General features: G+C 54.1%; 23 protein-coding genes. 15 read left to right on the forward strand and 8 right to left on the reverse strand.

Annotated elements, in window-relative coordinates; translation table 11 throughout:
* Positions 1-88 precede the first annotated feature (88 nt).
* From AAF463_RS19245 to AAF463_RS19260, 4 genes are all read left to right on the forward strand, one after another.
* The gene (locus AAF463_RS19245; RefSeq protein ID WP_350262015.1) at positions 89-1,231 is read left to right on the forward strand and encodes an alanine racemase; all 1,143 of its coding nucleotides are present in this window, start codon (positions 89-91) and stop codon (positions 1,229-1,231) included.
* Positions 1,232-1,337: 106 nt separating this feature from the next.
* A complete protein-coding gene (locus tag AAF463_RS19250) occupies positions 1,338-1,733 on the forward strand; it encodes a polyketide cyclase (RefSeq protein WP_101760704.1) in 396 nt (131 codons plus the stop codon).
* A gap of 436 nt (positions 1,734-2,169) precedes the next feature.
* Positions 2,170-2,436: a hypothetical protein gene (locus AAF463_RS19255; RefSeq protein ID WP_137386792.1), complete on the forward strand. Its 267-nt coding sequence runs from the start codon at positions 2,170-2,172 to the stop codon at positions 2,434-2,436.
* Between the two features lie 74 nt (positions 2,437-2,510).
* Positions 2,511-3,155: an oligosaccharide flippase family protein gene (locus AAF463_RS19260; RefSeq protein ID WP_110868430.1), complete on the forward strand. Its 645-nt coding sequence runs from the start codon at positions 2,511-2,513 to the stop codon at positions 3,153-3,155.
* Positions 3,156-3,235: 80 nt separating this feature from the next.
* Here AAF463_RS19260 and AAF463_RS19265 read toward each other — a convergent pair whose 3' ends face one another.
* Positions 3,236-3,928, reverse strand: coding sequence for a LuxR C-terminal-related transcriptional regulator (locus tag AAF463_RS19265; RefSeq protein ID WP_192237015.1), 693 nt, complete (start codon positions 3,926-3,928; stop codon positions 3,236-3,238).
* 291 nt (positions 3,929-4,219) lie between these two features.
* On the opposite strand from AAF463_RS19265, the gene AAF463_RS19270 reads away from it, so the two are divergent.
* On the forward strand, positions 4,220-4,837 hold the full coding sequence (locus AAF463_RS19270; RefSeq protein ID WP_008109765.1) for a trimeric intracellular cation channel family protein: 618 nt from the start codon (positions 4,220-4,222) through the stop codon (positions 4,835-4,837).
* Here AAF463_RS19270 and ligB read toward each other — a convergent pair.
* Entirely contained in the window at positions 4,751-6,520 is a 1,770-nt protein-coding gene (gene ligB, locus AAF463_RS19275) for an NAD-dependent DNA ligase LigB (RefSeq protein ID WP_350261302.1), read from the reverse strand. The genes AAF463_RS19270 and ligB overlap by 87 nt on opposite strands.
* Before the next feature lie 240 nt (positions 6,521-6,760).
* On the opposite strand from ligB, the gene gmk reads away from it, so the two are divergent.
* The 5 genes from gmk to recG are packed head-to-tail and all read left to right on the forward strand — an operon-like array spanning position 6,761 to position 12,623.
* Positions 6,761-7,384, forward strand: a complete 624-nt coding sequence (gene gmk, locus AAF463_RS19280) for a guanylate kinase (RefSeq protein WP_008109768.1) — start codon at positions 6,761-6,763, stop codon at positions 7,382-7,384.
* Positions 7,385-7,441: 57 nt separating this feature from the next.
* Positions 7,442-7,717, forward strand: coding sequence for a DNA-directed RNA polymerase subunit omega (gene rpoZ, locus AAF463_RS19285; RefSeq protein ID WP_007885265.1), 276 nt, complete (start codon positions 7,442-7,444; stop codon positions 7,715-7,717).
* A 20-nt stretch (positions 7,718-7,737) separates the two neighbouring features.
* Positions 7,738-9,849, forward strand: coding sequence for a bifunctional GTP diphosphokinase/guanosine-3',5'-bis pyrophosphate 3'-pyrophosphohydrolase (spoT, locus tag AAF463_RS19290; RefSeq protein WP_101760709.1), 2,112 nt, complete (start codon positions 7,738-7,740; stop codon positions 9,847-9,849).
* A 3-nt stretch (positions 9,850-9,852) separates the two neighbouring features.
* Entirely contained in the window at positions 9,853-10,548 is a 696-nt protein-coding gene (gene trmH / locus AAF463_RS19295) for a tRNA (guanosine(18)-2'-O)-methyltransferase TrmH (RefSeq protein WP_101760710.1), read from the forward strand.
* Positions 10,545-12,623, forward strand: a complete 2,079-nt coding sequence (recG, locus tag AAF463_RS19300; RefSeq protein ID WP_192237013.1) for an ATP-dependent DNA helicase RecG — start codon at positions 10,545-10,547, stop codon at positions 12,621-12,623. The genes trmH and recG overlap by 4 nt, the downstream gene beginning before the upstream one ends.
* Here the strand turns inward: recG and AAF463_RS19305 are convergent.
* Complete coding sequence (locus tag AAF463_RS19305) at positions 12,620-13,105, reverse strand: MarR family winged helix-turn-helix transcriptional regulator (protein WP_110868425.1); 486 nt, start codon at positions 13,103-13,105, stop codon at positions 12,620-12,622. The genes recG and AAF463_RS19305 overlap by 4 nt on opposite strands.
* Positions 13,106-13,175: 70 nt before the next feature.
* Here AAF463_RS19305 and AAF463_RS19310 point away from each other — a divergent pair, with 70 nt between their 5' ends.
* The 3 genes from AAF463_RS19310 (at position 13,176) to AAF463_RS19320 (ending at position 17,391) form a co-directional block, all read left to right on the forward strand.
* On the forward strand, positions 13,176-14,111 hold the full coding sequence (locus AAF463_RS19310; RefSeq protein WP_350261303.1) for a zinc-binding alcohol dehydrogenase family protein: 936 nt from the start codon (positions 13,176-13,178) through the stop codon (positions 14,109-14,111).
* Between the two features lie 92 nt (positions 14,112-14,203).
* Entirely contained in the window at positions 14,204-15,589 is a 1,386-nt protein-coding gene (locus AAF463_RS19315) for a uracil-xanthine permease family protein (protein WP_312462339.1), read from the forward strand.
* A gap of 122 nt (positions 15,590-15,711) precedes the next feature.
* Positions 15,712-17,391 (forward strand): AsmA family protein, encoded by a 1,680-nt coding sequence (locus tag AAF463_RS19320; RefSeq protein ID WP_350261304.1) that lies wholly within the window; start codon positions 15,712-15,714, stop codon positions 17,389-17,391.
* A 92-nt stretch (positions 17,392-17,483) separates the two neighbouring features.
* On the opposite strand, the gene fabY is transcribed toward AAF463_RS19320, so the two are convergent.
* The 5 genes from fabY to typA all read right to left on the reverse strand — a co-directional run bounded on the left by fabY (position 17,484) and on the right by typA (position 22,399).
* On the reverse strand, positions 17,484-18,431 hold the full coding sequence (fabY, locus tag AAF463_RS19325) for a fatty acid biosynthesis protein FabY (protein ID WP_101760715.1): 948 nt from the start codon (positions 18,429-18,431) through the stop codon (positions 17,484-17,486).
* 59 nt (positions 18,432-18,490) lie between these two features.
* On the reverse strand, positions 18,491-18,928 hold the full coding sequence (dtd, locus tag AAF463_RS19330; protein ID WP_101760716.1) for a D-aminoacyl-tRNA deacylase: 438 nt from the start codon (positions 18,926-18,928) through the stop codon (positions 18,491-18,493).
* Positions 18,925-19,797, reverse strand: a complete 873-nt coding sequence (locus AAF463_RS19335; protein WP_101760717.1) for a virulence factor BrkB family protein — start codon at positions 19,795-19,797, stop codon at positions 18,925-18,927. Before AAF463_RS19335 ends, dtd begins: the two co-directional genes overlap by 4 nt.
* The gene (gene yihX, locus AAF463_RS19340; RefSeq protein WP_101760718.1) at positions 19,798-20,394 is read right to left on the reverse strand and encodes a glucose-1-phosphatase; all 597 of its coding nucleotides are present in this window, start codon (positions 20,392-20,394) and stop codon (positions 19,798-19,800) included.
* A gap of 184 nt (positions 20,395-20,578) precedes the next feature.
* On the reverse strand, positions 20,579-22,399 hold the full coding sequence (gene typA, locus AAF463_RS19345) for a ribosome-dependent GTPase TypA (RefSeq protein WP_008109794.1): 1,821 nt from the start codon (positions 22,397-22,399) through the stop codon (positions 20,579-20,581).
* Between the two features lie 439 nt (positions 22,400-22,838).
* On the opposite strand from typA, the gene glnA reads away from it, so the two are divergent.
* Together glnA and glnL are read left to right on the forward strand one after the other, a co-directional pair.
* The gene (gene glnA / locus AAF463_RS19350) at positions 22,839-24,248 is read left to right on the forward strand and encodes a glutamate--ammonia ligase (protein ID WP_007885243.1); all 1,410 of its coding nucleotides are present in this window, start codon (positions 22,839-22,841) and stop codon (positions 24,246-24,248) included.
* A 187-nt stretch (positions 24,249-24,435) separates the two neighbouring features.
* Positions 24,436-25,485, forward strand: a complete 1,050-nt coding sequence (gene glnL, locus AAF463_RS19355) for a nitrogen regulation protein NR(II) (protein WP_008109798.1) — start codon at positions 24,436-24,438, stop codon at positions 25,483-25,485.
* The last annotated feature ends 2 nt before the right edge of the window (positions 25,486-25,487 follow it).

The raw sequence follows: 25,487 nt of genomic DNA on the forward strand, positions 1-25,487 counted from the left end.
CTGGAATGTGCCGATTTTGTCGGCTGGCATTCTACCGTGCATTGATGAATCATAGTCCGCACTGTGTAATCACCTGCGGACTATTATGATGGAACAGAATATTGAGGCTGGTTGGTTGCGGCCTCTGATTGCCGATCGACTCACACCTTACCTCGAAATTGATGCAGCGCGCCTGCAACGCAACCTGCAACAGATGCAGCAAAAAGCCGATGCCGCTGGCGTCACGCTACGTCCTCATATCAAAACCCATAAAAGTGTCTGGATTGCTGAGCAGCAGCGCATGCTCGGCGCGCGCGGCATTACCGTATCTAAACCGAGTGAAGGCATCGCTTTTATTCTCGGTGGCGAACGCGATCTGCTACTGGCTTACCCCGTAGTGCATGCCGAAACGCTGAAAGAATTTTTGGCGGTGGCCGCACAACATCAGGCGCGCATTACCTGCATTGCGGATTGCACGAATGGCGTGGCGGCAATAGCGGCTGCACATCAGCGCCAGCTCGATTGCCAGCTGGCGTTAGCCATCAAAGTGGATGTGGGATTACATCGCATCGGTGTTGATCCGCACGGCGATGCCGCCGTTACGCTGGCGCAGCAGATACTGGGTGCGGGCCTCACGTTTGCCGGGCTGGTTTCTCATGCCGGTCACGCTTATGGCGCAGGCAATGCCGCAGCGATTGCCGACGTTGCTCTGCAGGAAATCACATTGATGCGTGATCTGCAGCAGCGCCTGATTGCCGCTGGTTTTGCGCACTGCCCGATTTCAGTCGGTTCAACGCCAACGGCATTGGCGGCACCCGTCACGCAGGGCAGCGATGAAATCCGCCCCGGCAATTACGCGCTGCTCGATCTCACCGCATGGCGTTTAGGTCTCTGCACGCCAGATGCGTTGGCGCTGAGCGTGGTAACGCGCGTGGTAGCGGTCAATCCGCACTTCGCCATTATTGATGCCGGTTCCAAGATGCTTAGCTCTGACAAAGGGCCGCACGGCACCAATGCCAGCGGATTTGGTATCGCCGTCGATGAGCAAGGCAATCATTATGAAGTGTTGAAGCTGTCGGAGGAGCATGGTTTCCTGCAATATGCTGAACAGGCACCCGCCGTTGGCGCGCTGCTACGCATCTTCCCCAACCACAGCTGCGCGGTGGTTGCGCAGTCCGATCGCTTCGTGCTGCGCCATGCTAATGGTACGGGTGAAGAACAGGCTATTCAGGGACGCGGCAAGTTTATCTGATTACAGCGTTTTCACGGAAACCGCTGCTGACCCACACTTCCATGACCGGGCCGTTTGCAGCCCGGTATCAGCGTGCTTTAATGGCTGTATCACATCAGGAGGTCCCATGCTGCCATCTCAGACCGTCACACTAACGGTTCCACGCAACTGGTTAGATTTGTATGAAACCATCTGGAAACCGGAATGCTTTGCCAAATGGGCGAGCGGACTCAGCGCCAGTACGCTGACGCAGGAAGGGAACAGCTGGAAAGCCAAAGGTCCCGAGGGAACGGTAAAGATTCGCTTTACCCCACACAATCCCTTTGGCGTGATGGATCACTGGATTGATACCGGAACGGGTAAAGAGATTTATATGCCGATGCGGGTGATTGCCAATGAGCAAGGTGCGGAAGTTGTGATGGTGGTTTATCGTCAAGCATTCATGTCTGACGAGAAGTTTGCCGAGGATGTTGCATGGGTAAAACGCGACCTGGAACAGCTTCTTCATCTGTTAACTCATTAGAATCAATGGATTATGCAGAGATCGCTTCTTTAACGCATGCTGGAATCAATCAATAAAAATCGCTTACTTTTTTGCTCAGTAGCGTTTAACTGTTTTGCTCAAACCTTCACGTATTTATCTGCTAATCACCAGTCTGGCTTAAGCATCCTCAACAGGAAAATTCCTGGTGAGGATGTGCAGAAAAATGCTGAGTGCCTCTGATTTATCAAAGTTTTTTCTGTATTTCTTTATCGCCGATTCATTCAACCGTATGGAATGAAGAAAAGCACTAATAAATAGTAAATCATTCGCCTTATATATTCTGATGCAAATTCTGAAACCATTTATTCCTGCGGTCTATTTATAGGAGTTTTCTGATGGTGTTAAATTAATTAAAACACGGTATAACTCATTTCACACACAGCAGTAACCATAATAACAACAGCAGGGAAATAACATGGATCGCTCAACCTATCCTTTGTTATCAGAAAAAGAATTTGTTGAGATTGCCAGCCGGATGCTGGCCGGGGAATATATAAACTCAAAGGGATTTTATAATGATCTTACGGATTTCCTCCGCACAGGAGGAGATACCATTAAGACAACAACATCATTAAGCGCCAGGGTCATCTTAATAAATTCAGAACATCATTTAATTGAACGCATTTTTACGTGGCAAAACCTGAAAGGTATATCAGGGCTGCGTCAGGATGCGCTGCATTGATGTAAGCTGTGCTTTGGCCTGTGGCCAGAGTAACCCCTTAATTGCACTGGTACATATACCATAATGAGCAGAATATGGCGATAAGAGAAAAAAATCTGACCAACGCTAAATGGTCAATTTTGTCATCGATTAAAATCGTCGGCATTGGTGTTTTACAACTTTCACTTCTGGCACAAATACTCCAGGCTAACGAGTTAAATTTACTCGCCATTGCTATTGTAATGTTATTGATTATTGACACACTGGCCGATCGCGGATTTGGCAATGCCATTATCAGAACTAAAAACCTGAACAATAGCGATCTCTCAATACTGTATTGGGGGAATGTATTAAGCGGACTCGCTATTTTTGCTGCGCTGTTTATTGGTAGCGATATTTCTAGCCGAATAATGAATCAACCCGAAATGGCAATAATGCTGGAAATGATTTCGGTCATCTTCATTATTATTCCGCAGGGACAACATTATCGCGCCATATTACAGCGGGAAAACCAATTTTCACGCATCGCTTTCGCGGAAACATCTTCTGTACTGGTGGGGTTAAGCGTCACACTGTTTACCGTGTGGCTGACACCTTCAGTGCTGTGCGCCATCTGGGGCTACCTCGCCATGGTATCCATCAGAATGCTGATCTACTGCTACTACGGTCGCTCCTGGTTCCAGCCAGAATACCGCTTTAGCCTGAAAAGTTTCGCTAACGTGCGAGCAAGAAACGGATAATAAAAACAAGTCTGTATGGTGGGCTCTGGGCATCTGAAAAGATGCGTTCGCGTGCTGGTCGCCAGCACGCTTTTTTCTTTTTAGGCTTCCAGTAACTCTTCCAGTGACTGAAAACTGAGTTCACTTAACTTGCCGTTACGCTGCAAGCGCAGCCAACTCACTATCATGCGTAACTCATCAATCACCATGTAGAGATCGGCCATATCATTCTTGCTTTTGACCTGCAGTCGCGCCAGTGCATTGAGTTTGTGTGCATTCACTGTTTTGTGACTGATGCCTAAGCGAATGCCGATGTGCTCTATGCTGTAACCCCACGCCATCATCAGTAATACCCTTAATTGCCTGTCTGGCAAAAGAATATCCGCGCCTTCAACTAACTGAATTTGGGCATTAGTGTTGATGCTGGTGAGAAGACGGCTGGAAAGTATCTGACGAGAGGATTTTAAGTCCAACACCGTCAGCGAAGGCAGGTAACGACTGAGCGCATGCATCAGCGGTAACAAACGCCGCGTCAGCACCACGATTTGCATCGTGGGAAACTGCTGCTGTAAGGCGTAAAGCACTTTTAAGGTGCCGGTTAGCGGCATATTTTCATGAAAGATACACACCAGCAAACGCGGTTTCATCTTTTCGCACTTCGCCATGACCGTGCTGAGAGACCATAGCTCATGCAGCTGAAACGCAACAGGTAACGAGGACAAAAGACTCTCAAGCCCCAGCGCCGCCAGTTTGTCAGAGGAGAAAAAGAGAATGTCTTCGTTACGAGTTTTCATGCCTGTCCAATAGTTGCTACGCGTGATGCCTGAGAGCGGAAATCCTGCTTCAATTGCCAGTAATCACGTACGACACAAACTGGCTAGAACTTAAGAAGAGAAGATCTGCCCCTCTTCGCATCATTTATACTTATGCGAAAAGGTCAATAACTTCAGATTTATCCCGCCTGCTAAGCCTGTTAGCATGCACGCCATCAAAAAGCCTAATCCGATAACGCTTTATTTAGAAAATCTCAGTGGTCTACACTCTGAGAAATCTTTAGCCTTGCCGCCAATTTACTGGAGTGCTCTATGTTGTTAACCGTTCTCTATATTATTGGTATTACAGCCGAAGCCATGACCGGCGCGCTGGCGGCAGGACGTCGTAAAATGGACCTGTTTGGCGTGATCATCATCGCCTCGGTCACCGCCATTGGCGGCGGTTCGGTGCGTGACATTTTGCTGGGCCACTATCCGCTCAGTTGGGTTAAAAACCCGGAGTACATCATGATCGTGGCTGCGGCTGCGGTTGTGACCACCTTTGTTGCACCGCTAATGACGCACCTGCGCAAAGTGTTTCTGGTGCTGGATGCGCTGGGTTTAGTGGTGTTCTCCATTATTGGCGCCCAGGTTGCACTGGATAGCGGGCACGCCTCCATCATTGCAGCCATCGCCGCCGTGATCACTGGCGTATTCGGCGGAGTGCTGCGCGATATGTTCTGCAACCGTATTCCGCTGGTGTTCCAGAAAGAGCTGTATGCCGGTATCGCTTTCGCCTCGGGCTGGATGTATATCCTGTTGCTGAAAACGCCGCTGGCGCATGAAGCGGTGGTGATCATCACGCTACTGTTCGGCTTCTTCGCCCGCTTGCTGGCGCTGCGTTTCCGCCTCGGTTTGCCGATCTTCAACTATCCCCATCCTGAACATTGAATCAGTTGCAGGAATCTCCTGCTGCTGCAGAAAGTGAATCAACTGCTGCAGGTGCGCATCCTGCAGCATCATCACAATCCGTTGTGCTAACAAGCTGCCGATACCGGGCAGTTGCTGCCAGCTTTCCGCCGTTCGCGCCAGCAACTGCGACCACTGCGCATCCGGTAAAGCCTGTAACGCTGCACGCGGCAACGGCAAGCCAAGCGCACTCACCCAGCGTCGCAGCGGCTGCTGACGCGTCAGGTTAAAGCGGTGCCAGATAAGTTGCGCGCGAGCCGGCGTGATGCCATTAGCCTGCGCAATCTGATCCGGCGTCAGTGTCAGCCAGGAAAAGAGATGGCTGATAGTGCCGCTATCCAGCAGGCGCTGCCAGCTGCTGCGCTGAACGCCCGCAATATCGAGTACCGACTTCTGGCTGAGCCAGCTAAGGCGAGATAAAAACTGCGCCCGGCAGTCGGCGCTAAAGTGCAGACAGGTTAAGCCGTGGAATTCGCCCTCCTGTGGCGACGCTGGATAATCGCGCTGCGCCACACGCCAAATCACGCGCTCCAGTCGCGGAATGCCTAATCCCGCCAGCGTGAGCGTCACCTCATCACCCGCGATCACATCCAGTTCCCGCCAGCGTCGCAGGGAACCAATGTTTACCCGGCGTACCGTTTTGTCCTCCAGTTGCACCGGTATCAGATTTAGCACCACGGCGATCTTGCCCGTGCGGCCCACATTGAAATCCACTGACAGCACTTCGCTGCTGACTTCTGCTGGTTGATACTTCCATGCCGCTGACCAACTGCCCTGGCCGGGCTGCCAATCGCGCCCTGCGCTGACGGGTGATTGATGAATTACCACGCCATCGGTGACAAACGGCAGCGATTCGCGGAACCAGCGATCGCGCCATAACGCGACCTCTTCTTCATTACTCACCTGACGGCTCCAGCTCTGCGCCAGCCCAAATCCCCATTGTGTGAGCTGCGCCAGACGATCGGGCATCGAATTGGGTCCATCCGGCCACGCCCAGATAAATACACCAAGCTGCTCAAGTAGCGGGCTGTTGTCGTGGCGCATCATCGCTCCCGTCACCTGCGCGCGCGCGTTCTTGCCGCCGTCACGCGCCTGTTGATGATCGGTCATTTGCAGAAACAGCTCACCTTGCAGCACCACTTCCTCGCGCAAGGTATCCAGCTGCTGCGGGATGGAGGGAATATGTGCGGATTTGGCCAGCCACTCTTCGCCACGTAAACCATCACCGCGACTGATCAATGAGGCCAACTTACCCTGTCGATATACCAAAGTAACGGCGACGCCATCGACTTTCGGCTGCAGCCATAGCGCAGATTTGTCCTGCATCCAGTACGCCACTGCCAGCTTATCGCGCAGTTTGCGCACGCCGGTATGCGCCACCGGATGATGCGTACTGCCATCGGTGGTGAGTTGTGCATCGTAGGTGGCGTGCGCCGGAGTGAAACAGCGCTGCCACTGCTGTAATCGCTGTTGCAGGCTGTCGTAATCGGCATCGGTCACCAGATTAGTGCCCTGCCGGTAATACGCGTCATCCCACTGTCGTAGCTGGGTTTGCAGCTGTGTGATTTCCTGTCCCGCGCGCACCGGAGACCAATTCGGGCAGAGCGCTTCGGCCCAGCAACCCATACTGAATAAGCAACACAATAGACTCAGGCATCCTTTCATCTTCGCTCTCCTTTTTCGCTATTGGAGCGCGCAGCGCAGGCCTTTACCAGCCATGAAGATTGCGCGCTGGATGCAGATTCCAGAGATTAAATTGCTGTTGCAGTCTGCTACATCAGCCTCTGGCGCGGCTTCACAGAAAAAAGAATTGCCTCAGCCAAGCGGCAAACGCTGCGTGACCACCCCAAGCCGTGTATACTGTGCAGGAAATCGACTCCGCTCTTTACTCAATTCAAGATAACCATGGCTCAAGGCACGCTTTATATAGTTTCCGCCCCCAGCGGCGCGGGTAAATCCAGCCTGATTCAGGCGCTGTTAAAGACACAACCGCTGTACGATACGCAGGTGTCTATTTCTCATACCACCCGTGGCGTGCGTCCCGGTGAAGCTCATGGTGAGCACTACTTTTTCGTCTCTAAGTCCGAGTTCGAGACCATGATTGCAACAGACGACTTCCTCGAACATGCGGAAGTGTTTGGCAATTATTACGGTACGTCACGCGCTGCGATTGAGCAGGTGCTGGCGACCGGCGTGGACGTCTTCCTGGATATCGACTGGCAAGGTGCGCAGCAAATTCGCCAGAAAATGCCGGCCGCTCGCAGCATCTTTGTGCTGCCGCCTTCTACCGAAGAGTTGGATCGTCGCCTGCGTGGCCGCGGTCAGGACAGCGAAGAGGTGATTGCCCGTCGTATGCAACAGGCCGTGGCGGAAATGAGCCACTACGCCGAGTATGACTATTTAATTGTTAATGATGATTTCGATCTGGCGCTGTCAGATCTGAAAACCATTATTCGCGCAGAACGTCTGCGTATGGGTCGCCAAAAATCGCGACATGATGCTTTAATCAGCAAACTATTGGCAGTCTGAATTCACTTTCAGTATTATGCCCAGTCATTTCTTCATCATCTGTGGAGTAGCACACCTATGGCACGCGTAACCGTTCAGGACGCAGTAGAGAAAGTTGGTAACCGTTTTGACCTGGTGTTGGTCGCTGCACGTCGTGCACGTCAGATGCAGGTAGGCGGTAAAGATGCGCTGGTTCCGGAAGAGAACGATAAGCCAACCGTTATCGCCCTGCGCGAAATCGAAGAAGGTTTGATCACTACCCAGATTCTGGATGTCCGTGATCGTCAGGAACAGCATGAGCAGGAAGCCGCTGAGTTACAAGCCGTTACCGCTATCGCTGAAGGTCGTCGTTAACAGCACTTCGCAGGTCGCCCTTGTATCTGTTTGAAAGCCTCAATCAACTGATTGAAAAATACTTGCCTGAGGAGCAAATTAAGCGCCTCAAGCAAGCTTATCTAGTCGCGCGTGATGCCCACGAGGGTCAAACACGCTCCAGCGGCGAGCCTTATATCACCCATCCTGTTGCTGTCGCCTGCATTCTGGCCGAGATGAAACTCGACCATGAAACGCTAATGGCGGCGCTGCTGCATGACGTGATTGAAGATACGCCCGCCACTTACCAGGATATGGAACAGCTGTTTGGTAAAAGCGTTGCCGAACTGGTGGAAGGTGTATCCAAGCTCGATAAGCTGAAGTTCCGCGACAAGAAAGAAGCGCAGGCTGAAAACTTCCGCAAAATGATCATGGCGATGGTGCAGGATATCCGCGTCATCTTGATCAAACTGGCTGACCGCACGCACAACATGCGCACGCTCGGCGCGTTACGTCCGGATAAAAAACGCCGTATCGCGCTGGAAACGCTGGAGATTTACAGTCCTCTGGCGCACCGCCTTGGTATTCATCACCTGAAAACAGAACTGGAAGAGCTCGGCTTTGAAGCGCTCTACCCGAACCGTTTCCGCGTGATTAAAGAGGTGGTGAAAGCGGCGCGCGGTAACCGTAAAGAGATGATTCAGAAGATCCTTGCTGAAATCGACGGTCGCTTACAGGAAGCAGGTATTCCCTGCCGCGTAAGTGGACGCGAAAAACATCTCTACTCGATCTACCGCAAAATGCACCTGAAAGAGCAGCGTTTTCACTCGATCATGGATATCTACGCTTTCCGCGTCATCGTGAAAGATCTGGATACCTGCTATCGCGTGCTCGGACAGATGCATAGCTTGTACAAACCGCGTCCCGGACGCGTAAAAGATTACATCGCCATTCCCAAGGCCAACGGCTATCAATCGCTGCATACTTCAATGATCGGCCCGCACGGCGTGCCGGTTGAAGTGCAGATCCGTACTGAAGATATGGATCAAATGGCAGAAATGGGTGTGGCAGCACACTGGGCGTATAAGGAGAGCGGCGAAGTCAGCGGCACCACCGCGCAGATTCGTGCTCAACGCTGGCTACAAAGCCTGCTGGAGCTGCAACAAAGCGCCGGTAGCTCATTTGAATTTATCGAAAGCGTGAAATCCGATCTCTTCCCGGATGAGATCTATGTGTTCACGCCGGAAGGCCGCATTGTCGAATTGCCGGCTGGCGCCACGCCGGTCGATTTCGCCTATGCGGTGCATACCGATATCGGTCATGCCTGCGTCGGCGCACGCGTCGATCGCCAGCCTTACCCGCTGTCACAATCGCTGACCAGCGGTCAAACCATTGAAATCATCACCGCGCCGGGTGCTCGCCCGAACGCTGCCTGGCTCAATTTTGTCGTCAGCTCGAAAGCGCGCGCCAAAATCCGTCAGCTGCTGAAAAACCTCAAACGTGAAGACTCCGTCAACCTGGGTCGTCGTCTGTTGAGCCACGCGCTCGGCGGCAGCAAGAAGCTGGCAGAGATTCCGGTTGAGAACATTCAGCACGAACTTGAGCGCATGAAGCTGACCGCCATCGATGATTTGCTGGCAGAAATCGGCCTGGGCAACGCCATGAGCGTGGTGGTGGCAAAGAACTTGCTGCAGTCAGGCAGTGAAGAGCCGCAGAGCAACAGCAAACGCAAAAAGCTGCCGATCAAAGGCGCGGATGGCGTGCTGATTACCTTTGCCAAATGCTGCCGTCCAATTCCTGGTGACCCGATTGTGGCGCACGTTAGTCCCGGAAAAGGTTTGGTGGTGCATCACGAATCCTGCCGCAACATCCGTGGCTACCAAAAAGAGCCTGAAAAGTTCATGCCGGTTGAGTGGGATAAAGTGACCGACCAGGAATTTGTCGCAGAGATTAAAGTCGACATGTTCAATCATCAGGGCGCACTGGCAAATCTGACCGCGGCAATCAACACCGCCAGTTCCAATATTCAGAGCCTGAATACCGAAGAGCGTGATGGTCGCGTGTATAGCGCCTTTATCCGCCTCACCGCGAACGATCGCGTCCATCTGGCGAATATTATGCGCAAAATCCGCGTAATGCCGGACGTGATCAAAGTTCACCGCAACCGTAATTAGCCCATGAACGCTCAACGTTTTGCCCGAATTCAGGAGATGCTGGCCCTGCGCCAGCACGATCTCACCGTTTGCATGGAACAGGTGCATAAACCGCATAACGTCTCGGCAGTGATCCGTACCGCCGATGCGGTGGGCATTCATGAAGTGCACGCCGTCTGGCCAAGCGTGCGTATGCGCACCATGGTTTCCGCTTCGGCCGGCAGCAACAGTTGGGTGAAGGTTAAAACGCATCAGCATATTGCAGATGCAGTGCGTCATCTGAAGGATGAAGGCATGCAGGTGCTGGCGACCAATCTGTCCGCCAAAGCGGTAGATTTTCGCGACATCGATTACACCAAACCGACCTGCATTCTGATGGGTCAGGAAAAAACCGGTATTACCGCTGAAGCGCTGGCGCTGGCCGATCAGGACATCGTTGTGCCGATGGTGGGCATGGTGCAGTCGCTCAATGTCTCGGTGGCTTCCGCGCTGATTTTGTATGAAGCGCAACGTCAGCGACAGAATGCCGGTATGTATCAGCGCACCTACAGCCTGCTAGATGAAGATGAGCAGCAGCGTTTGCTATTCGAAGGCGGTTATCCGGTGCTGGCACGCGTCGCTAAGCAGAAAGGCCTGCCGTATCCGCACATCAATGGTCAGGGCGAAGTAGAAGCCGACGCCGAGTGGTGGGCCACCATGCAATCAACAGGTAGAAAATGAAAGGCCGTCTGCTGGATGCCATCCCGCTCAGTACCCTGACCGGCGTCGGCGCCAGTCAGGCGGGCAAGCTGGCCAAACTTGGCCTGTTCACCATTCAGGATCTACTGCTGCATCTGCCACTGCGTTACGAAGATCGCACCCAACTGTATAAAATCAATGACCTGCTGCCCGGCGTTTATGCCACGGTGGAAGGTGAAGTGCTGAGCAGCGAAATCACTTTCGGTCGCCGCCGCATGTTGGTGTGCCAGATCAGCGATGGCAGCGGCATGCTGACCATGCGTTTCTTCAATTTCAATGCCGGGATGAAAAACAGCCTGGCGCCGGGCCGTCGCGTTACCGCCTACGGCGAGATTAAGCGCGGTCAGCGCGGTGCTGAAATCATTCATCCCGAGTTTCGCGTGCAGGGCGAACAAGGCGGCGTTGAGCTGCAGGAAACCCTGACGCCGGTTTATCCCACTACCGAAGGCATTCGCCAGGCGACACTGCGCAATCTCACCGATCAGGCGTTGACGTTGCTGGAGAGCTGCCCAATTGCCGAGCTGCTACCATCCGAGCTGAGCGGCGGGCTGATTAGCCTGCCGGATGCACTACGCACGCTGCATCGTCCACCGCCGGATCTGCGTTTAAGTGAGCTGGAGACTGGCCGCCATCCGGCACAGAAACGCTTAATTCTGGAAGAGCTACTGGCGCATAACCTCAGCATGCTAGCAGTGCGTGCCGGTGCACAGCGCCATCATGCATTGCCGATGACGGCGCGCCACGAGCTGGTTGATCAGCTTCTGGCGGCGCTGCCCTTCTCGCCAACCGGTGCGCAACAGCGTGTGGTGGCAGAAATCGAAAAAGATTTGGCCAACGATTTTCCGATGATGCGTTTGGTGCAGGGCGATGTCGGCTCCGGTAAAACGCTGGTGGCCGCACTGGCGGCACTGAACGTCATCGCACACGGCAAACAGGTAGCGCTGATGGCACCGACCGAGCTGCTGGCCGAGCAGCATGCCAACAACTTCCGCCAGTGGTTTGCACCGCTGGGAATTGAAGTGGGCTGGCTGGCGGGCAAGCAGAAAGGCAAAGCGCGCGAAGCGCAGCAGGAAGCCATTGCCAGCGGTCAGGTCGCGATGGTGGTCGGCACCCACGCGCTGTTCCAGGAACAGGTGAAATTCAACGGCATGGCGCTGGTGATCATTGATGAGCAGCATCGCTTTGGCGTGCACCAGCGCTTAGCGCTGTGGGAAAAAGGCGAGGAACAAGGTTTCCATCCGCATCAGCTGATCATGACCGCTACGCCGATTCCGCGCACGCTGGCGATGACGGCTTACGCCGATCTCGATACCTCCACCATCGACGAATTACCGCCAGGTCGTACGCCGGTGACCACGGTGGCGATTCCCGATAGCCGCCGCAGTGAGATCATCACGCGCGTGCAAAGCGCCTGTCACGAAGGACGTCAGGCTTATTGGGTGTGTACGCTGATTGAAGAGTCGGAAGTGCTGGAAGCGCAGGCGGCAGAAGCAACCTGGGAAGAGCTGAAAGTGGCGCTGCCCGATTTGCAGGTTGGCCTGGTACACGGCCGCATGAAGCCTGCCGAAAAGCAGGCGGTGATGGCGGCGTTTAAGGCCAATGAAATCCAGCTGCTGATCGCCACCACGGTGATCGAAGTGGGCGTGGATGTGCCGAATGCCAGCCTGATGATTATCGAAAACCCGGAACGTCTCGGTTTGGCTCAGTTACATCAGCTGCGCGGCCGCGTAGGCCGTGGTGCTGTCGCTTCACACTGCGTGTTGTTGTACAAAGCGCCGCTCAGCAAAACCGCGCAGAAGCGGTTGCAGGTTCTGCGCGATAGCAACGACGGCTTCGTGATTGCCCAGCACGATCTGGAGATTCGCGGTCCGGGTGAAATGCTCGGCACACGTCAAACCGGCAACGCCGAGTTTAAAGTAGCGGATTTGCTGCGCGATCAGGGCATGATTCCCGAAGTTCAGCGCGTGGCGCGTCATATCCACCAGCACTATCCAGAGCAGGCGCAGGCACTGATTGAGCGCTGGCTGCCGGAAACCGAGCGCTACAGTAACGCTTAATCCGCCGTCTTGCTTTTATCGATGGCAATAAAATCCCCGACAAATTTCTGCAGCAGACGCGCCAGCTCGGCGCGCTCTTCATCCGGCCAGCTGGCAAACAGGTTCTGATAAATTTGCGCGCGCGCCGCATCGATTTTGTCAGTCATCGCTTTACCTGCCGCAGTGATCACCGCTTCATTCACCCGTTTGTCTTTGGCATTTTTCTGGCGCTGCGCCAGCCCTAACTCCTCCAGCTTCGCCACCTGACGACTGACGGTGGTGTAATCGCGTCCGGCCCGCTCCGCCAGCTCCACCACGCCAATTGGCCCGAAGCGACCGATTTGAATCAGTAGCGGAAACAGCGCACGATCGAGCTGAATATTTGACTCTTTTATCAATAATTCATCACGTTGTGGACGATTGAAAGTTCCTACAATCATCAGCAGCGCATTGTGCAGATCATCAAATGCAGCACTATTATGTGTATTTTGCACACTTTTCATTGACGTTATCCTGAGGCAAGCCTAATGTGTGCATATTACACATAGTTTCTACTTAACTGAAGGTGAAAGCATGAAAGCAGCGATAGTTTCCGCGGCAGGTGAACTGCCCGTTTACGGTGATTTTCCTGAACCGCAGGCTGATGAAAGCCATGTGGTGGTAACAGTGAAAGCCGCCGCCGTCAGCCAGCTGGCAAAAGCACGCGCCGCCGGAACGCATTACAGCGCGGCCGCGCACTATCCCTTTATTACCGGCATCGATGGTACCGGCACGCTGAGTAATGGCGATCCGGTTTACTTCCTTGCCTTTAATGCACCTTGGGGCAGCATGGCGGAGAGAACCTTAGTGCCCGCCGACAGCATCGTTTCGTTGCCGACAAAATTGGATCCGGTGCTGGCCGCTGCGCTGGCGAATCCGGGCATGTCATCCTGGGCGGCATTAACCCGACGCGCCCAGCTGCGTGCCGGTGAAACCGTATTGATCAATGGCGCAACCGGCACGTCGGGCGGTTTAGCGGTGCGTATCGCACAGCATCTGGGTGCAGGCAAAATTATCGCCACCGGTCGTAATCGCGCCGCGCTGGATCAACTGCGCGCGCAGGGCGCCGACCTCACTTTCACGCTGGATGAATTGCCGGACGCGTTACCGACGTTGATGAAAGAAGGTGTTGATGTGGTACTCGATTATCTGTGGGGCCAGAGCGCACTCGATATCATGCACGCCGCCGTAGCGGGCGGAGAGAAAACGGTACGCTTTGTGCAAATCGGTTCCTTAAGCGGACAGGAAATTACCCTGCACAGCAAACTGCTGCGCTCGTCCGGGCTGACATTAATGGGCAGCGGCCTCGGTAGCGTGTCGGATAATGAGTTGATCGCCTGCATCGACGAAATGCTGACGGCCGCCGCCGAGAGCGATTTTTCGATCGCCTTCCAGATGCGCTCGCTGAGTGACGTCGCGCTGGCGTGGCAGGAAGATGACAGCCGTTGCCGTACGGTGTTTACGCTTTAGATCAACGGAAGTAAAAAGGGGCATTGCAAACGATTGCTTTCACAACGCAACCGTTTAAAATCGCCCCTTTGTTGTAATTGAGAACGTCCACCATGTCCGTCAACACCGCTGAAACTCGCCAGCCTGCCAGCGCTGCAAGCCCGAAAAGTGAACTGATTTACCGCCTCGAAGACCGTCCACCGTTACCGCAAACCTTGTTTGCTGCATGTCAGCATTTGCTGGCGATGTTTGTCGCGGTGATTACGCCTGCGCTGCTGATTTGCCAGGCGCTGGGTTTACCGGCACAGGACACGCAACACATCATCAGCATGTCGCTGTTTGCCTCGGGCGTGGCATCCATTCTGCAAATCAAAACCTGGGGACCCGTGGGCTCTGGCCTGTTGTCGATTCAGGGCACCAGCTTTAACTTCGTGACGCCGCTGATCATGGGCGGCATGGCGCTGAAAAATGGTGGCGTTGATGTGCCGACCATGATGGCGGCGCTGTTTGGCACGCTGATGGTGGCGTCTTGTACCGAAATGGTGCTATCACGCGTGTTGCACCTGGCGCGCCGCATCATTACGCCGCTGGTTTCCGGCATTGTGGTGATGATTATTGGCCTGTCGCTGATTCAGGTCGGTTTGACCTCCATCGGCGGCGGCTTTGCGGCGATGAGCGATCACACGTTTGGCGCTCCGAAAAACTTGTTGCTGGCGGCTTCGGTATTGGTGGTGATTATCCTGCTTAATCGTCAGCGTAATGCTTATCTGCGCGTGGCTTCGCTGGTGATCGCGATGGCGGTAGGTTATGCGCTGGCCTGGGCGCTGGATATGCTGCCCGCCACCAGCACGCCAGCCGATCAACCGCTGATTGCCGTGCCATCGCCGCTCTACTACGGCCTGGGCTTTGACTGGAATCTGCTGATCCCGCTGATGTTGGTGTTTATGGTGACCTCGCTGGAAACCATCGGCGACATCACCGCGACTTCTGATGTTTCCGAGCAGCCGGTAAGTGGCCCGCTGTATATGAAGCGTCTGAAAGGCGGCGTGTTGGCCAACGGTCTTAACTCCTTTGTCTCAGCGCTGTTCAACACCTTCCCGAATTCCTGTTTTGGCCAGAACAACGGCGTGATTCAGCTTACCGGCGTTGCCAGCCGCTATGTAGGCTTTGTCGTGGCGCTGATGCTGATCGTGCTTGGCCTGTTCCCAGCCGTGAGTGGTTTTGTGCAGCATATTCCAGAACCGGTGCTTGGCGGTGCCACCATTGTGATGTTTGGTACCATCGCCGCATCAGGCGTGCGCATCGTTTCGCGTGAACCGCTGAATCGTCGTGCCATCATGATTATCGCGCTGTCGCTGGCGGTAGGTTTGGGCGTTTCTCAGCAGCCGCTGATTCTGCAATTTGCCCCGAACTGGCTGAAAACCCTGCTTTCATCTGGCATTGCGGCCGGTGGTATTACCGCCATCGTGCTGAACCTGATCTTCCCGCAAGAAAAGTAATCCTGCAGGCAGGCTTCGGCCTGCCTGATATTTATCCGCATTTACATCCAGGCTGTTGAGCTGTAACGGTAATTCAGGCATAACAACCACTCACCGGATAAATATCGGGATGGATGAGTGCGATGAAATTTTTAGGCAAGTTTTTCCTTACCTTACTGCTGCTAATTCTGCTGGCGCTGGTAGTGCTGTATGTGTTGCTACAAACACAATGGGGCGCAGGTTGGTTTAGCCGCTGGGTAAGCGATAAAACCGCCTGGCATCTCTCTCTCAGCAAGATTGAGCACGACTTCTCCTCCCCTTCGCATATCATTCTCGATGACTTCAGCTTTGGTCATGATGGTCAGCCCGCCGTGTTGGTGGCGAAACGCGTTGATCTTGGCCTTGCGCTGGTTCAGTTCAGCGATCCACTGCACTTCAACAGCATCGAAGTGCGCGACAGTGAAATCAATCTCGCCAATCAAGCGCCCGATACCACGCTGCCGATTCAGGCCAATCGCCTGCAGCTGAATAATGTGCGTATTGAGAATCCGCACAGCACATTGCCGATGACCGCTCAGCGCGTGAATGGTGGTCTTCTGCCGTGGAAACCGCTGCCTAACGACGTGCTGGGCAGCGATGCGCAGTTCCAGATTAGCGCTGGCACCCTGACGCTGGATGGCGTACCGGGTAACAACGTGCTGCTGCAGGGCAGTATCAAGCAACGTCGTCTGGTGCTGAGCAATATCGGCGCCGATCTGGCGCGCGGTTCGATGACCGGCAACGCCGAGCGCGATGCGCTGGGTAACTGGAAGATCGACCAACTGCGCCTCAACGATATCCGCCTGCAAACCCATCAAAGCCTGAGCGACTTCCTCAATCCGCTGCGCGCTGTGCCTTCTGTGAGCATCAACCGTCTGGATATGACCGATGCACGCCTGCAAGGACCTGACTGGGCGGTGACCGATCTCGATTTAACCCTGAAAAATGTCACCCTGCGCGGCGATGATTGGGAAAGCGATGGCGGTTCTCTCTCCATGAATGCCGGGAATTTTATTAACGGTGGCTTTGAGCTCAACGATCCTATCGTCAATGCCGAATTCTCGGCGCAGGGCATCGCGCTGACGCAGTTCAGTTCGCGCTGGGTGAATGGCGTGGTGCGCGCCAGTGGCAACTGGACGCGCAGCGACAAACGTCTGACGCTGGATGAACTGGCGATCGCCGGGCTGGAATATACTTTGCCGCAAAACTGGCGTGAACGCTGGCAGCAAACCTTACCGGACTGGCTGGATAGCGTGCTAATAACCCGCGCTACTGCCAACCGTAACCTGATTATTGATATCAATCCGGCGTTCCCGTTCCAGATGACGTCACTGGATGGCAGCGCGAATAATCTGCTACTGGCGCGTCAACATCAGTGGGGAATCTGGTCCGGTAAAGCCAGCTTCAACGCGGCCGAAGCCACCTTCAATCGTACCGATCTGCGTCATCCGTCCATTGCGCTGAATGCCAACGATCAACAGATTCAGGTAACGGAATTGAGCGCCTTTAACGGCAGCGGTTTACTGGAAGGATCAGCAACGGTTGGGCAGGATGCGCAACGTCCGTTGACGCTGAATCTGAAAGGCCAGGCTGTGCCGGCAAACGTGCTGGGCAATTGGGGTTGGCCAACGCTGCAGTTTAGCGGTAACAGTAATTTACAGCTGCAGCTGAAAGGTTCTCTGAACGCCAGCGCGCCGCTGCGCCCCAGCGTGGATGGCACGTTGTCGGTAACCACCGATGCCCAAGCTGTACAGCAAACGATGCGGGGCGGGCAAGTGCAATAATTCTGTAGCGGCGCGATTCATTGCGCTCTTTTGACTTTAAAAAGCGATGCGCAATAAATTGCGCCGCTATAGTATGTAAAAAAATTGCAGGACTAATCGATACGGGCGCCGGAGCCGCCCTCTTCCAATGCTCCGTCAGAATCGGCGGGCAGCACGATATACACACCTTCGAATACCGCGCCCAGCTCATCATCCCCAAACAGCTCCACTTCCATCTGCACGCGCGCTTTGCGGCCACGCGCCAGACGATCAAGATCGCCGCTGAGCGAGCCGAGATCGGCAATCGCGCCCGGACGGCCGCTGATCGGTTTGCTGTAGCGAATATGCGCATCCGCCAGAATAATGGTGCCACCGAGATGGCGCTCGCGCAGCAGCAGCCAAATTAAACCCCAACCGGTGAGCGTAGCGAGCGAGAACAAGCTGCCCGCAAATAGGGTGTGATGGGGATTCTGGTTGCCCGCTTCGGGCATGGTGGTAACGAATTTCTGCCCGGTATATTGCAGAATGCGCACGCCCATTTTTTCACTCAGCGGAATGTGCTCGTACCAGGCTTGTTGCAGCTGTCCGCACCAGTCGGCGCGATGCAGAATATCGTCGAGCGTCACGACCGGTTTTATCATCAGGAAGTGGCGCACTGGCGTAGTTTGCGGCGCGGTGATTTCGCCCTGGTTGACGTAGCCGAGCTTGGCAAAAAATTCGACGGCGTCTTCACGCGCGCTACAAGTGACGCGTTTTGCCCCTTCCTGACGCGCGACCGATTCCAGCGTCATCGCCACCAGCGTGCCAAGACCTTTCCCCTGCACCGAAGGATGCACGGCAAGGAAGCGAATCGCGGCTTCGTTCTCGGCATTGATGTACAGACGGCCGATTGCCACCGGTTTGCCTTGCTCATCCACCACCATTTGATGATGCGCCAGCGCATCCCAGGCATCACGCTCAGAACCCTGCGGCTGACGCAGCGGCTTTCGTAACATTTCCCAGCGGAACTGGTAATACATATCCAGCTCTTCCGCCGTTTGCGGTACGCGAAGATGATACATAAAGTGATTCTCTCGTTCGAAGCTTGCGTGGCTAAGTCCTTGCCGCTCGGCTGAAACCCTCACACCTGTAACCAGAAGGTCACCGGACCATCGTTTACCAACGAAACCTGCATATTGGCGGCGAAGCGCCCGTTTGCGGTGGCCACGCCCTGTGCTCGGCAGCAATCGCTAAAGTATTCATAGAGGCGCTCGGCTTCCGCCGGTTCTGCGCCGCCAGAAAAAGAGGGACGCATACCTTTATTGGTATCTGCGGCGAGAGTGAATTGCGACACCACCAGCACGCTGCCACCTGCCTGCTGCACATTAAGATTCATTTTGTCATTCTCATCCGCAAAGATGCGGTAGCCCAGCACGCGCTCGGTTAATCGCTGCGCTTTTTGTTCGTCATCGCCCTTTTCCACACCCAATAACACCAGCAAGCCGGCGCCAATTTCGCCCACTGTCGCGTCGTCAACGCTGACACTGGCGCGGCTGACGCGCTGAATCAAAGCAATCATGTTTCCTCACGTTCTTTTTCGCGTTCCTGCTGTTTTAGCTGGCGATAGTCATCCAGCGTGACGGTGATTTCCGCGCCTAACAACACAATACACCACGACCAGTAAACCCAAAGGAACAGAATGGGGATGACCGCCAGAACGCCGTAAATTAACTGATACGAAGGGAACATCGTAACATAGAGCGCAAAGCCTTTTTTACCCAGCTCGAACAGCAACCCGGCAACGATGGCGCCGATCAGTGCATCACGCGTCGGCACGCGCCGCGTCGGCACAATGCTATACAGCAGCCAGAAAGCGAGGATCGAGAGGCACAGCGGGAATATGCGCAGCAGATGATCGATCAGGCTGGTGACGCCCGTGACGTTCACCCAGCGCAGCGACAGCAGATAGGAGCTGAGCGCTAAGCTTGCGCCGGCCAGCAGCGGGCCCAGCGTTAAGATCATCCAGTAAACAGCAAAGGAGTAGACCATTGGACGCGGTTTATCGCTGCGCCAGATGGCGTTCAATGCGCTGTCCACCGAATGCATCAGCAGCAGCGCGGTGACGATCAACCCCACAATGCCGACCGCCGTCATCTTATTGACGTTGGCGACAAACTGATCGAGATAACGCTGAATCACGTCGCCCGTTGCCGGAATGAAGTTGGTAAAGATGAAGTTCTTCAACTGCACGCTGATGTCCGAGAACATCGGAAAAGCAGCAAACAGTGCGAACACCACGGCAATCAGCGGCACCAATGCCAGCAATGAGACGTAGGCGAGATTACCCGCCTGCGTCGTCATGTTGTCATCGTCAACGCGTCGCCACAGCAGTTTTACCCACAAATAAAAGGCATGCGCCGAGTGGCGCAGATGTCGATGGTTCAGCACTCAGAGACGACCCGCAAACCAGTCCGGCACAGTTTTCTCATCAACCACCAGCACGCTCTCAATGCCGAGTGCGCGCGCAGCGTCGATATTGGCCTGATTATCATCGAAAAATACCGCCTGATCGGCCTGATAACCTTCGTGCTGCAGCACATAGTTGTAGATGCGCGCTTCCGGCTTACGCATGCCGATATCCTGCGACATATAAAGATGATCGGCCGCCTGTTGAACATCGGGATATTGGGTTGGCCAGAACTCGAAGTGCAGCTGATTGGTATTGGACAGGATCACCACGCGCTCGCCATTGGCACGCAGCTTGTTCATGATTGCCAGCGTTTCAGGACGCACGCCGACAAAGACCGCCTGCCAGCCAGCGGTGAATTGCGGATAGCTCAACGCGATATCCAGCTGGTCGCAAATGCGCGCAGCGAATTCTGGATCGCTGATTTCGCCACGTTCGTGTTTCTCAAAAGCCTCATCCATGCGGAAACGACTTTGTAGCGTGGATAACGGCACGCGCCCTAAGTCGCTCCAGACGCCGAGCACACGATTGAAATCGATATCAACAATCACATTGCCTAAATCAAAGATGTACAGCATGACGCCTCTCCTTTTCGTTCCCTGGATCATTCACTTTAGCGGCAAAAGTGGGAGCTGAACAGGGACGAGGGGTGGGAAATCAGTAATCTGGAAGCGGAGGCAAACTTCATTAAGCGAGCGTTGCAGCGGGTTGCAGACATAAAAAAGCCCCGCGGGTGCGGGGCTCAATATCAGACTGTTTCGCTTACTCTTTGCTGCCGCGAGAAGAACGTTTACGATCGTTCTCGGTCAGATGACGTTTACGAATACGGACTGACAGCGGAGTCACTTCTACCAGTTCGTCATCATCGATGAACTCGATAGCCTGTTCCAGCGTCATTTTCTGCGGTGGAACCAGAGTGGTGGCTTCGTCAGTACCTGACGCACGCATGTTGGTCAGTTTCTTACCGGTCAGACAGTTTACTGTCAGATCGTTAGAACGGCTGTGAATACCAATGATCTGGCCTTCATACACTTCCGCACCGTGACCGAGGAACAGCTTGCCGCGATCCTGCAGACCGAACAGGGCGAACGCTACCGCTTTACCCTGACCGTTCGAGATCAGCACGCCGTTCTGACGCTGGCCCACTTCGCCCGGACGAACATCGTCATAGTGGCTGAAGGTGGAGTACAGCAGACCGGTACCTGAAGTCATGGTCATGAATTCGTTACGGAAGCCGATCAGACCACGGCTTGGGATCATGTAGTCGAGACGTACACGGCCTTTACCATCTGGATCCATGTTTTTCAGATCGCCTTTACGCTCACCCATCGCTTGCATCACAGAACCCTGATGGGTTTCTTCGATGTCGAGGGTCACGTTTTCGAATGGCTCCTGCTTACGGCCTTCGTGCTCGCGGAAGATAACTTTCGGACGGGATACCGCCAGCTCGAAACCTTCACGACGCATGTTTTCGATCAGAACCGACAAGTGCAGCTCACCACGACCGGAAACGCGGAACGCATCCGAATCTTCGGTTTCTTCAACGCGCAGTGCCACGTTGTGTACCAGCTCTTTGTTCAAACGCTCCAGAATCTGGCGCGAGGTCACGAACTTACCTTCTTTACCGCAGAACGGTGAGGTGTTCACGTTGAAGAACATGGTAACGGTTGGCTCATCAACGCTCAGGGCTGGCAGCGCTTCCACATTCTGCGTGTCGCAGATGGTGTCAGAGATGTTCAGCTCGCCCAGACCGGTGATCGCGATGATGTCGCCCGCTTCTGCCAGGGTACTTTCGATACGTTCCAGACCCAAGTGGCCCAGCACTTTACCGACTTTACCGTTACGGGTTTTGCCTTCGCTATCAATGATAGTGACCTGCTGGTTCGGCTTCACGGTACCGCGCTTGATGCGGCCGATGCCGATCACGCCCAGATAGTTGTTGTAGTCCAGCTGCGAGATCTGCATCTGCAGTGGCGCTTCAACTTCAACCTGAGGTGGAGAAACGTGGTCAACGATCGCCTGATACAGCGGGGTCATGTCGTCAGCCATGTCGGTGTGTTCCAGACCCGCGATACCGTTCAGCGCCGAAGCGAAGATGATCGGGAAGTCCAGCTGCTCGTCAGTCGCATCCAGGTTAACGAACAGGTCAAATACCTGATCAACAACCCAATCAGGACGCGCGCCCGGACGGTCAACTTTGTTGATAACCACAATCGGCTTCAAACCATGAGCAAATGCTTTCTTGGTTACGAAGCGGGTTTGCGGCATAGGGCCATCCATCGCATCTACAACCAGCAGCACCGAATCCACCATGGACATGACGCGCTCCACTTCACCACCGAAGTCGGCGTGTCCTGGGGTATCAACGATGTTGATACGGTAGTCATTCCATTTGATGGCGGTGTTTTTTGCGAGGATGGTAATCCCACGCTCTTTCTCCAAATCGTTGGAGTCCATTACGCGCTCAGTCGCTTCGGTACGGGCATCAAAAGTACCGGACTGTTGGAGCAGCTTGTCAACCAGGGTGGTCTTACCATGGTCAACGTGCGCGATGATGGCGATGTTACGCAAATTTTCGATCACAGCTTTGCCTCAGGCATTATAGAAATAACGCGGTATTGTACACGGATTAAGCGGAAGACTGAACATGATCACAGATTTCGCCGAAAGTTTCTTATAGCGCTGGTTTTTAGCACCGTTTACGGTGCATTAATCTGCACTGCGATAGTAGTTTGCACCAAATTGGTGCTTAACTTCACCTGTGGCGCACCATAACGATGCGTGCAATCCATCCTGGTGCAGCCTTCGACTCATGAAAGGGCGCATTGTAGCGCCATTTTCGCCATTGTCATAAAGTTGGCACAGAATTCGCTTTATATATTTTAAGCGAAAACGACAGTTATAAAACGGTTGAAAGAGCTTGCCGAGATCTTTGGTTAGGAGTGGTCAGCAGTCGTGACACATTCCCGGCAACGAAGTTCTCTCACCATGACGATAATGACCATTTCCAGGAGAGTTGAGTATGTCCGCTGAACACGTTCTCTCGATGATGAACGAGCATGAAGTTAAGTTTGTTGACCTGCGTTTTACCGATACCAAAGGTAAAGAACAGCACGTTACTATCCCTGCTCACCAGGTTAACGCTGACTTCTTCGAAGAAGGCAAAATGTTCGATGGCTCCTCCATCGGTGGCTGGAAAGGCATTAACGAATCAGACATGGTGCTGATGCCGGATGCAACCACTGCAGTCATGGATCCGTTCTTCGAAGACTCGACCCTGATCATCCGTTGCGACATCCTTGAGCCAGGCACACTGCAGGGCTACGACCGTGATCCACGCTCCATTGCTAAGCGTGCAGAAGAGTTCCTGCGTTCTTCAGGCATCGCGGATACCGTGCTGTTTGGACCAGAGCCAGAGTTCTTCCTGTTCGATGACATCCGTTTCGGTTCTTCTACTTCAGGTTCACACGTGGCTATCGACGATATCGAAGCAGCCTGGAACACCGGTAAAGAGTACGAAGGCGGTAACAAAGGTCACCGTCCAGGTCTGAAAGGCGGTTACTTCCCAGTGCCACCGGTTGACTCAGCACAGGACATCCGTTCTGCTATGTGTCTGACCATGGAGCAGATGGGTCTGGTGGTTGAAGCACATCACCACGAAGTAGCCACAGCTGGTCAGAACGAAGTGGCAACCCGCTTCAACACCATGACCAAAAAAGCTGACGAAATTCAGATCTACAAATACGTGGTGCACAACGTTGCTCACGCGTACGGCAAAACGGCAACCTTTATGCCTAAGCCAATGTTCGGCGATAACGGTTCTGGTATGCACTGCCACATGTCTCTGTCAAAAGGCGGCGTGAACCTGTTCTCTGGCGACAAGTACGGCGGCCTGTCTGAAACTGCTCTGTTCTACATCGGCGGTATCATCAAGCACGCTAAAGCGATCAATGCCCTGGCGAACCCAACCACCAACTCTTACAAGCGTCTGGTCCCAGGCTACGAAGCGCCAGTTATGCTGGCTTACTCTGCCCGTAACCGTTCTGCTTCTATCCGTATCCCAGTGGTTGCCAGCCCGAAAGCACGTCGTATCGAAGCACGCTTCCCGGATCCAGCGGCTAACCCATACCTGGCATTCACCGCGCTGCTGATGGCCGGTCTTGATGGTGTTATCAACAAGATCCACCCTGGCGATGCGATGGACAAAAACCTGTATGACCTGCCACCGGAAGAAGAAGCTGAGATTCCAAAAGTTGCAGGTTCTCTGGAAGAAGCGCTGAACGCACTGAACGAAGACCGCGAGTTCCTGACCCGTGGCGGCGTGTTCACTGATGACGCTATCGATGCGTACATCGAACTGCGTAAGCCAGAAGTTGACCGCGTGCGTATGACTCCGCACCCAGTTGAGTTCGAACTGTACTACAGCGTTTAATTTAAAAATTTCAGCTCCCTGTTCACGCACTCTTTTTGCTGCGTGAACAGCCTGAAAGATTTTTAATTGCCGTGGAAACTTTAGCCCATCTCCGGATGGGCTTTTTTCTCCGCGCATTCATGGTTCGAAGCACAGATTTCCGTCCTGAATGGCTATAATGCACTAAATTAGTGCAGAGGAACGCTGTATGGCAACTGGCACGCTGCCCGACGCGGGGCAGATTCTCAACTCCCTGATCAACAGTATTTTGCTGGTCGATAACGATTTAGTTATCCATTACGCCAATCCGGCGGCTCAGCAATTACTGGCGCAAAGCTCACGTAAATTGTTCGGCACGCCATTACCGGAATTAACCGGCTATTTTTCGCTGAATATTGAGGTGATGAGCGAGAGTCTCGGAGCTGGCCAGGGCTTTACCGATAGCGAAGTCACTCTGGTGGTTGATGGCCGCGCGCACATTATGTCGCTCACGGCACAGCGCTTACCGGATGGCTTTATTCTGCTGGAAATGGCGCCGATGGATAATCAACGTCGTCTTAGCCAGGAACAAATTCAGCATGCTCAGCAGGTCGCTGCCCGCGATTTAGTGCGAGGTCTGGCGCATGAGATTAAAAACCCGCTGGGAGGATTACGCGGCGCCGCGCAGCTACTGACTCGCGCGTTACCCGATCCTTCCCTGCATGAATATACGCGCATCATCATTGAGCAAGCCGACCGCCTGCGTAATCTGGTTGATCGTCTGCTTGGCCCGCAACAGCCGGGCTTGCACGTAACGCAAAGTATTCATCAGGTTGCCGAACGCGTGGTGAATCTGGTGTCGATGGAGCTGCCGGATAACGTTTCGCTGGTGCGCGATTACGACCCAAGCCTGCCGGAACTGCCGCACGATCCCGACCAGATTGAACAAGTGCTGTTGAATGTGGTGCGAAACGCGCTGCAGGCATTGGGCGATGAAGGCGGCACCATTGTGATTCGTACGCGTACCGCCTTCCAGCTCACGCTGCACGGCACGCGTTACCGCTTAGTCGCGCGTATTGATATTGAAGATGACGGCCCAGGCATTCCGGCCCAGCTACAAGATACCCTGTTCTATCCGATGGTTAGCGGACGCGAAGGCGGCACCGGTTTAGGTCTGTCCATCGCCCGTAGCTTGATCGATCAGCATTCAGGAAAAATAGAATTTAACAGTTGGCCAGGTCACACCGAATTCTCGGTTTACCTGCCTATTCGCCAGTGAGG

The organism is Pantoea sp. BJ2 (genome assembly GCF_040255075.1).
Lineage (GTDB): Bacteria > Pseudomonadota > Gammaproteobacteria > Enterobacterales > Enterobacteriaceae > Pantoea > Pantoea leporis.

Coding starts and splice junctions, on each gene's coding strand:
- AAF463_RS19270 (WP_008109765.1), top strand. CDS start 4,220: ATGTTGTTAACCGTTCTCTATATTATTGGTATTACAGCCGAAGCCATG.
- AAF463_RS19245 (WP_350262015.1), top strand. CDS start 89: ATGGAACAGAATATTGAGGCTGGTTGGTTGCGGCCTCTGATTGCCGAT.
- AAF463_RS19255 (WP_137386792.1), top strand. CDS start 2,170: ATGGATCGCTCAACCTATCCTTTGTTATCAGAAAAAGAATTTGTTGAG.
- AAF463_RS19260 (WP_110868430.1), top strand. CDS start 2,511: ATGGCGATAAGAGAAAAAAATCTGACCAACGCTAAATGGTCAATTTTG.
- glnA (WP_007885243.1), top strand. CDS start 22,839: ATGTCCGCTGAACACGTTCTCTCGATGATGAACGAGCATGAAGTTAAG.
- AAF463_RS19305 (WP_110868425.1), bottom strand. CDS start 13,105: ATGAAAAGTGTGCAAAATACACATAATAGTGCTGCATTTGATGATCTG.
- rpoZ (WP_007885265.1), top strand. CDS start 7,442: ATGGCACGCGTAACCGTTCAGGACGCAGTAGAGAAAGTTGGTAACCGT.
- trmH (WP_101760710.1), top strand. CDS start 9,853: ATGAACGCTCAACGTTTTGCCCGAATTCAGGAGATGCTGGCCCTGCGC.
- dtd (WP_101760716.1), bottom strand. CDS start 18,928: ATGATTGCTTTGATTCAGCGCGTCAGCCGCGCCAGTGTCAGCGTTGAC.
- ligB (WP_350261302.1), bottom strand. CDS start 6,520: ATGAAAGGATGCCTGAGTCTATTGTGTTGCTTATTCAGTATGGGTTGC.
- AAF463_RS19315 (WP_312462339.1), top strand. CDS start 14,204: ATGTCCGTCAACACCGCTGAAACTCGCCAGCCTGCCAGCGCTGCAAGC.
- yihX (WP_101760718.1), bottom strand. CDS start 20,394: ATGCTGTACATCTTTGATTTAGGCAATGTGATTGTTGATATCGATTTC.
- AAF463_RS19265 (WP_192237015.1), bottom strand. CDS start 3,928: ATGAAAACTCGTAACGAAGACATTCTCTTTTTCTCCTCTGACAAACTG.
- fabY (WP_101760715.1), bottom strand. CDS start 18,431: ATGTATCATCTTCGCGTACCGCAAACGGCGGAAGAGCTGGATATGTAT.
- glnL (WP_008109798.1), top strand. CDS start 24,436: ATGGCAACTGGCACGCTGCCCGACGCGGGGCAGATTCTCAACTCCCTG.
- recG (WP_192237013.1), top strand. CDS start 10,545: ATGAAAGGCCGTCTGCTGGATGCCATCCCGCTCAGTACCCTGACCGGC.
- gmk (WP_008109768.1), top strand. CDS start 6,761: ATGGCTCAAGGCACGCTTTATATAGTTTCCGCCCCCAGCGGCGCGGGT.
- AAF463_RS19250 (WP_101760704.1), top strand. CDS start 1,338: ATGCTGCCATCTCAGACCGTCACACTAACGGTTCCACGCAACTGGTTA.
- AAF463_RS19320 (WP_350261304.1), top strand. CDS start 15,712: ATGAAATTTTTAGGCAAGTTTTTCCTTACCTTACTGCTGCTAATTCTG.
- AAF463_RS19310 (WP_350261303.1), top strand. CDS start 13,176: ATGAAAGCAGCGATAGTTTCCGCGGCAGGTGAACTGCCCGTTTACGGT.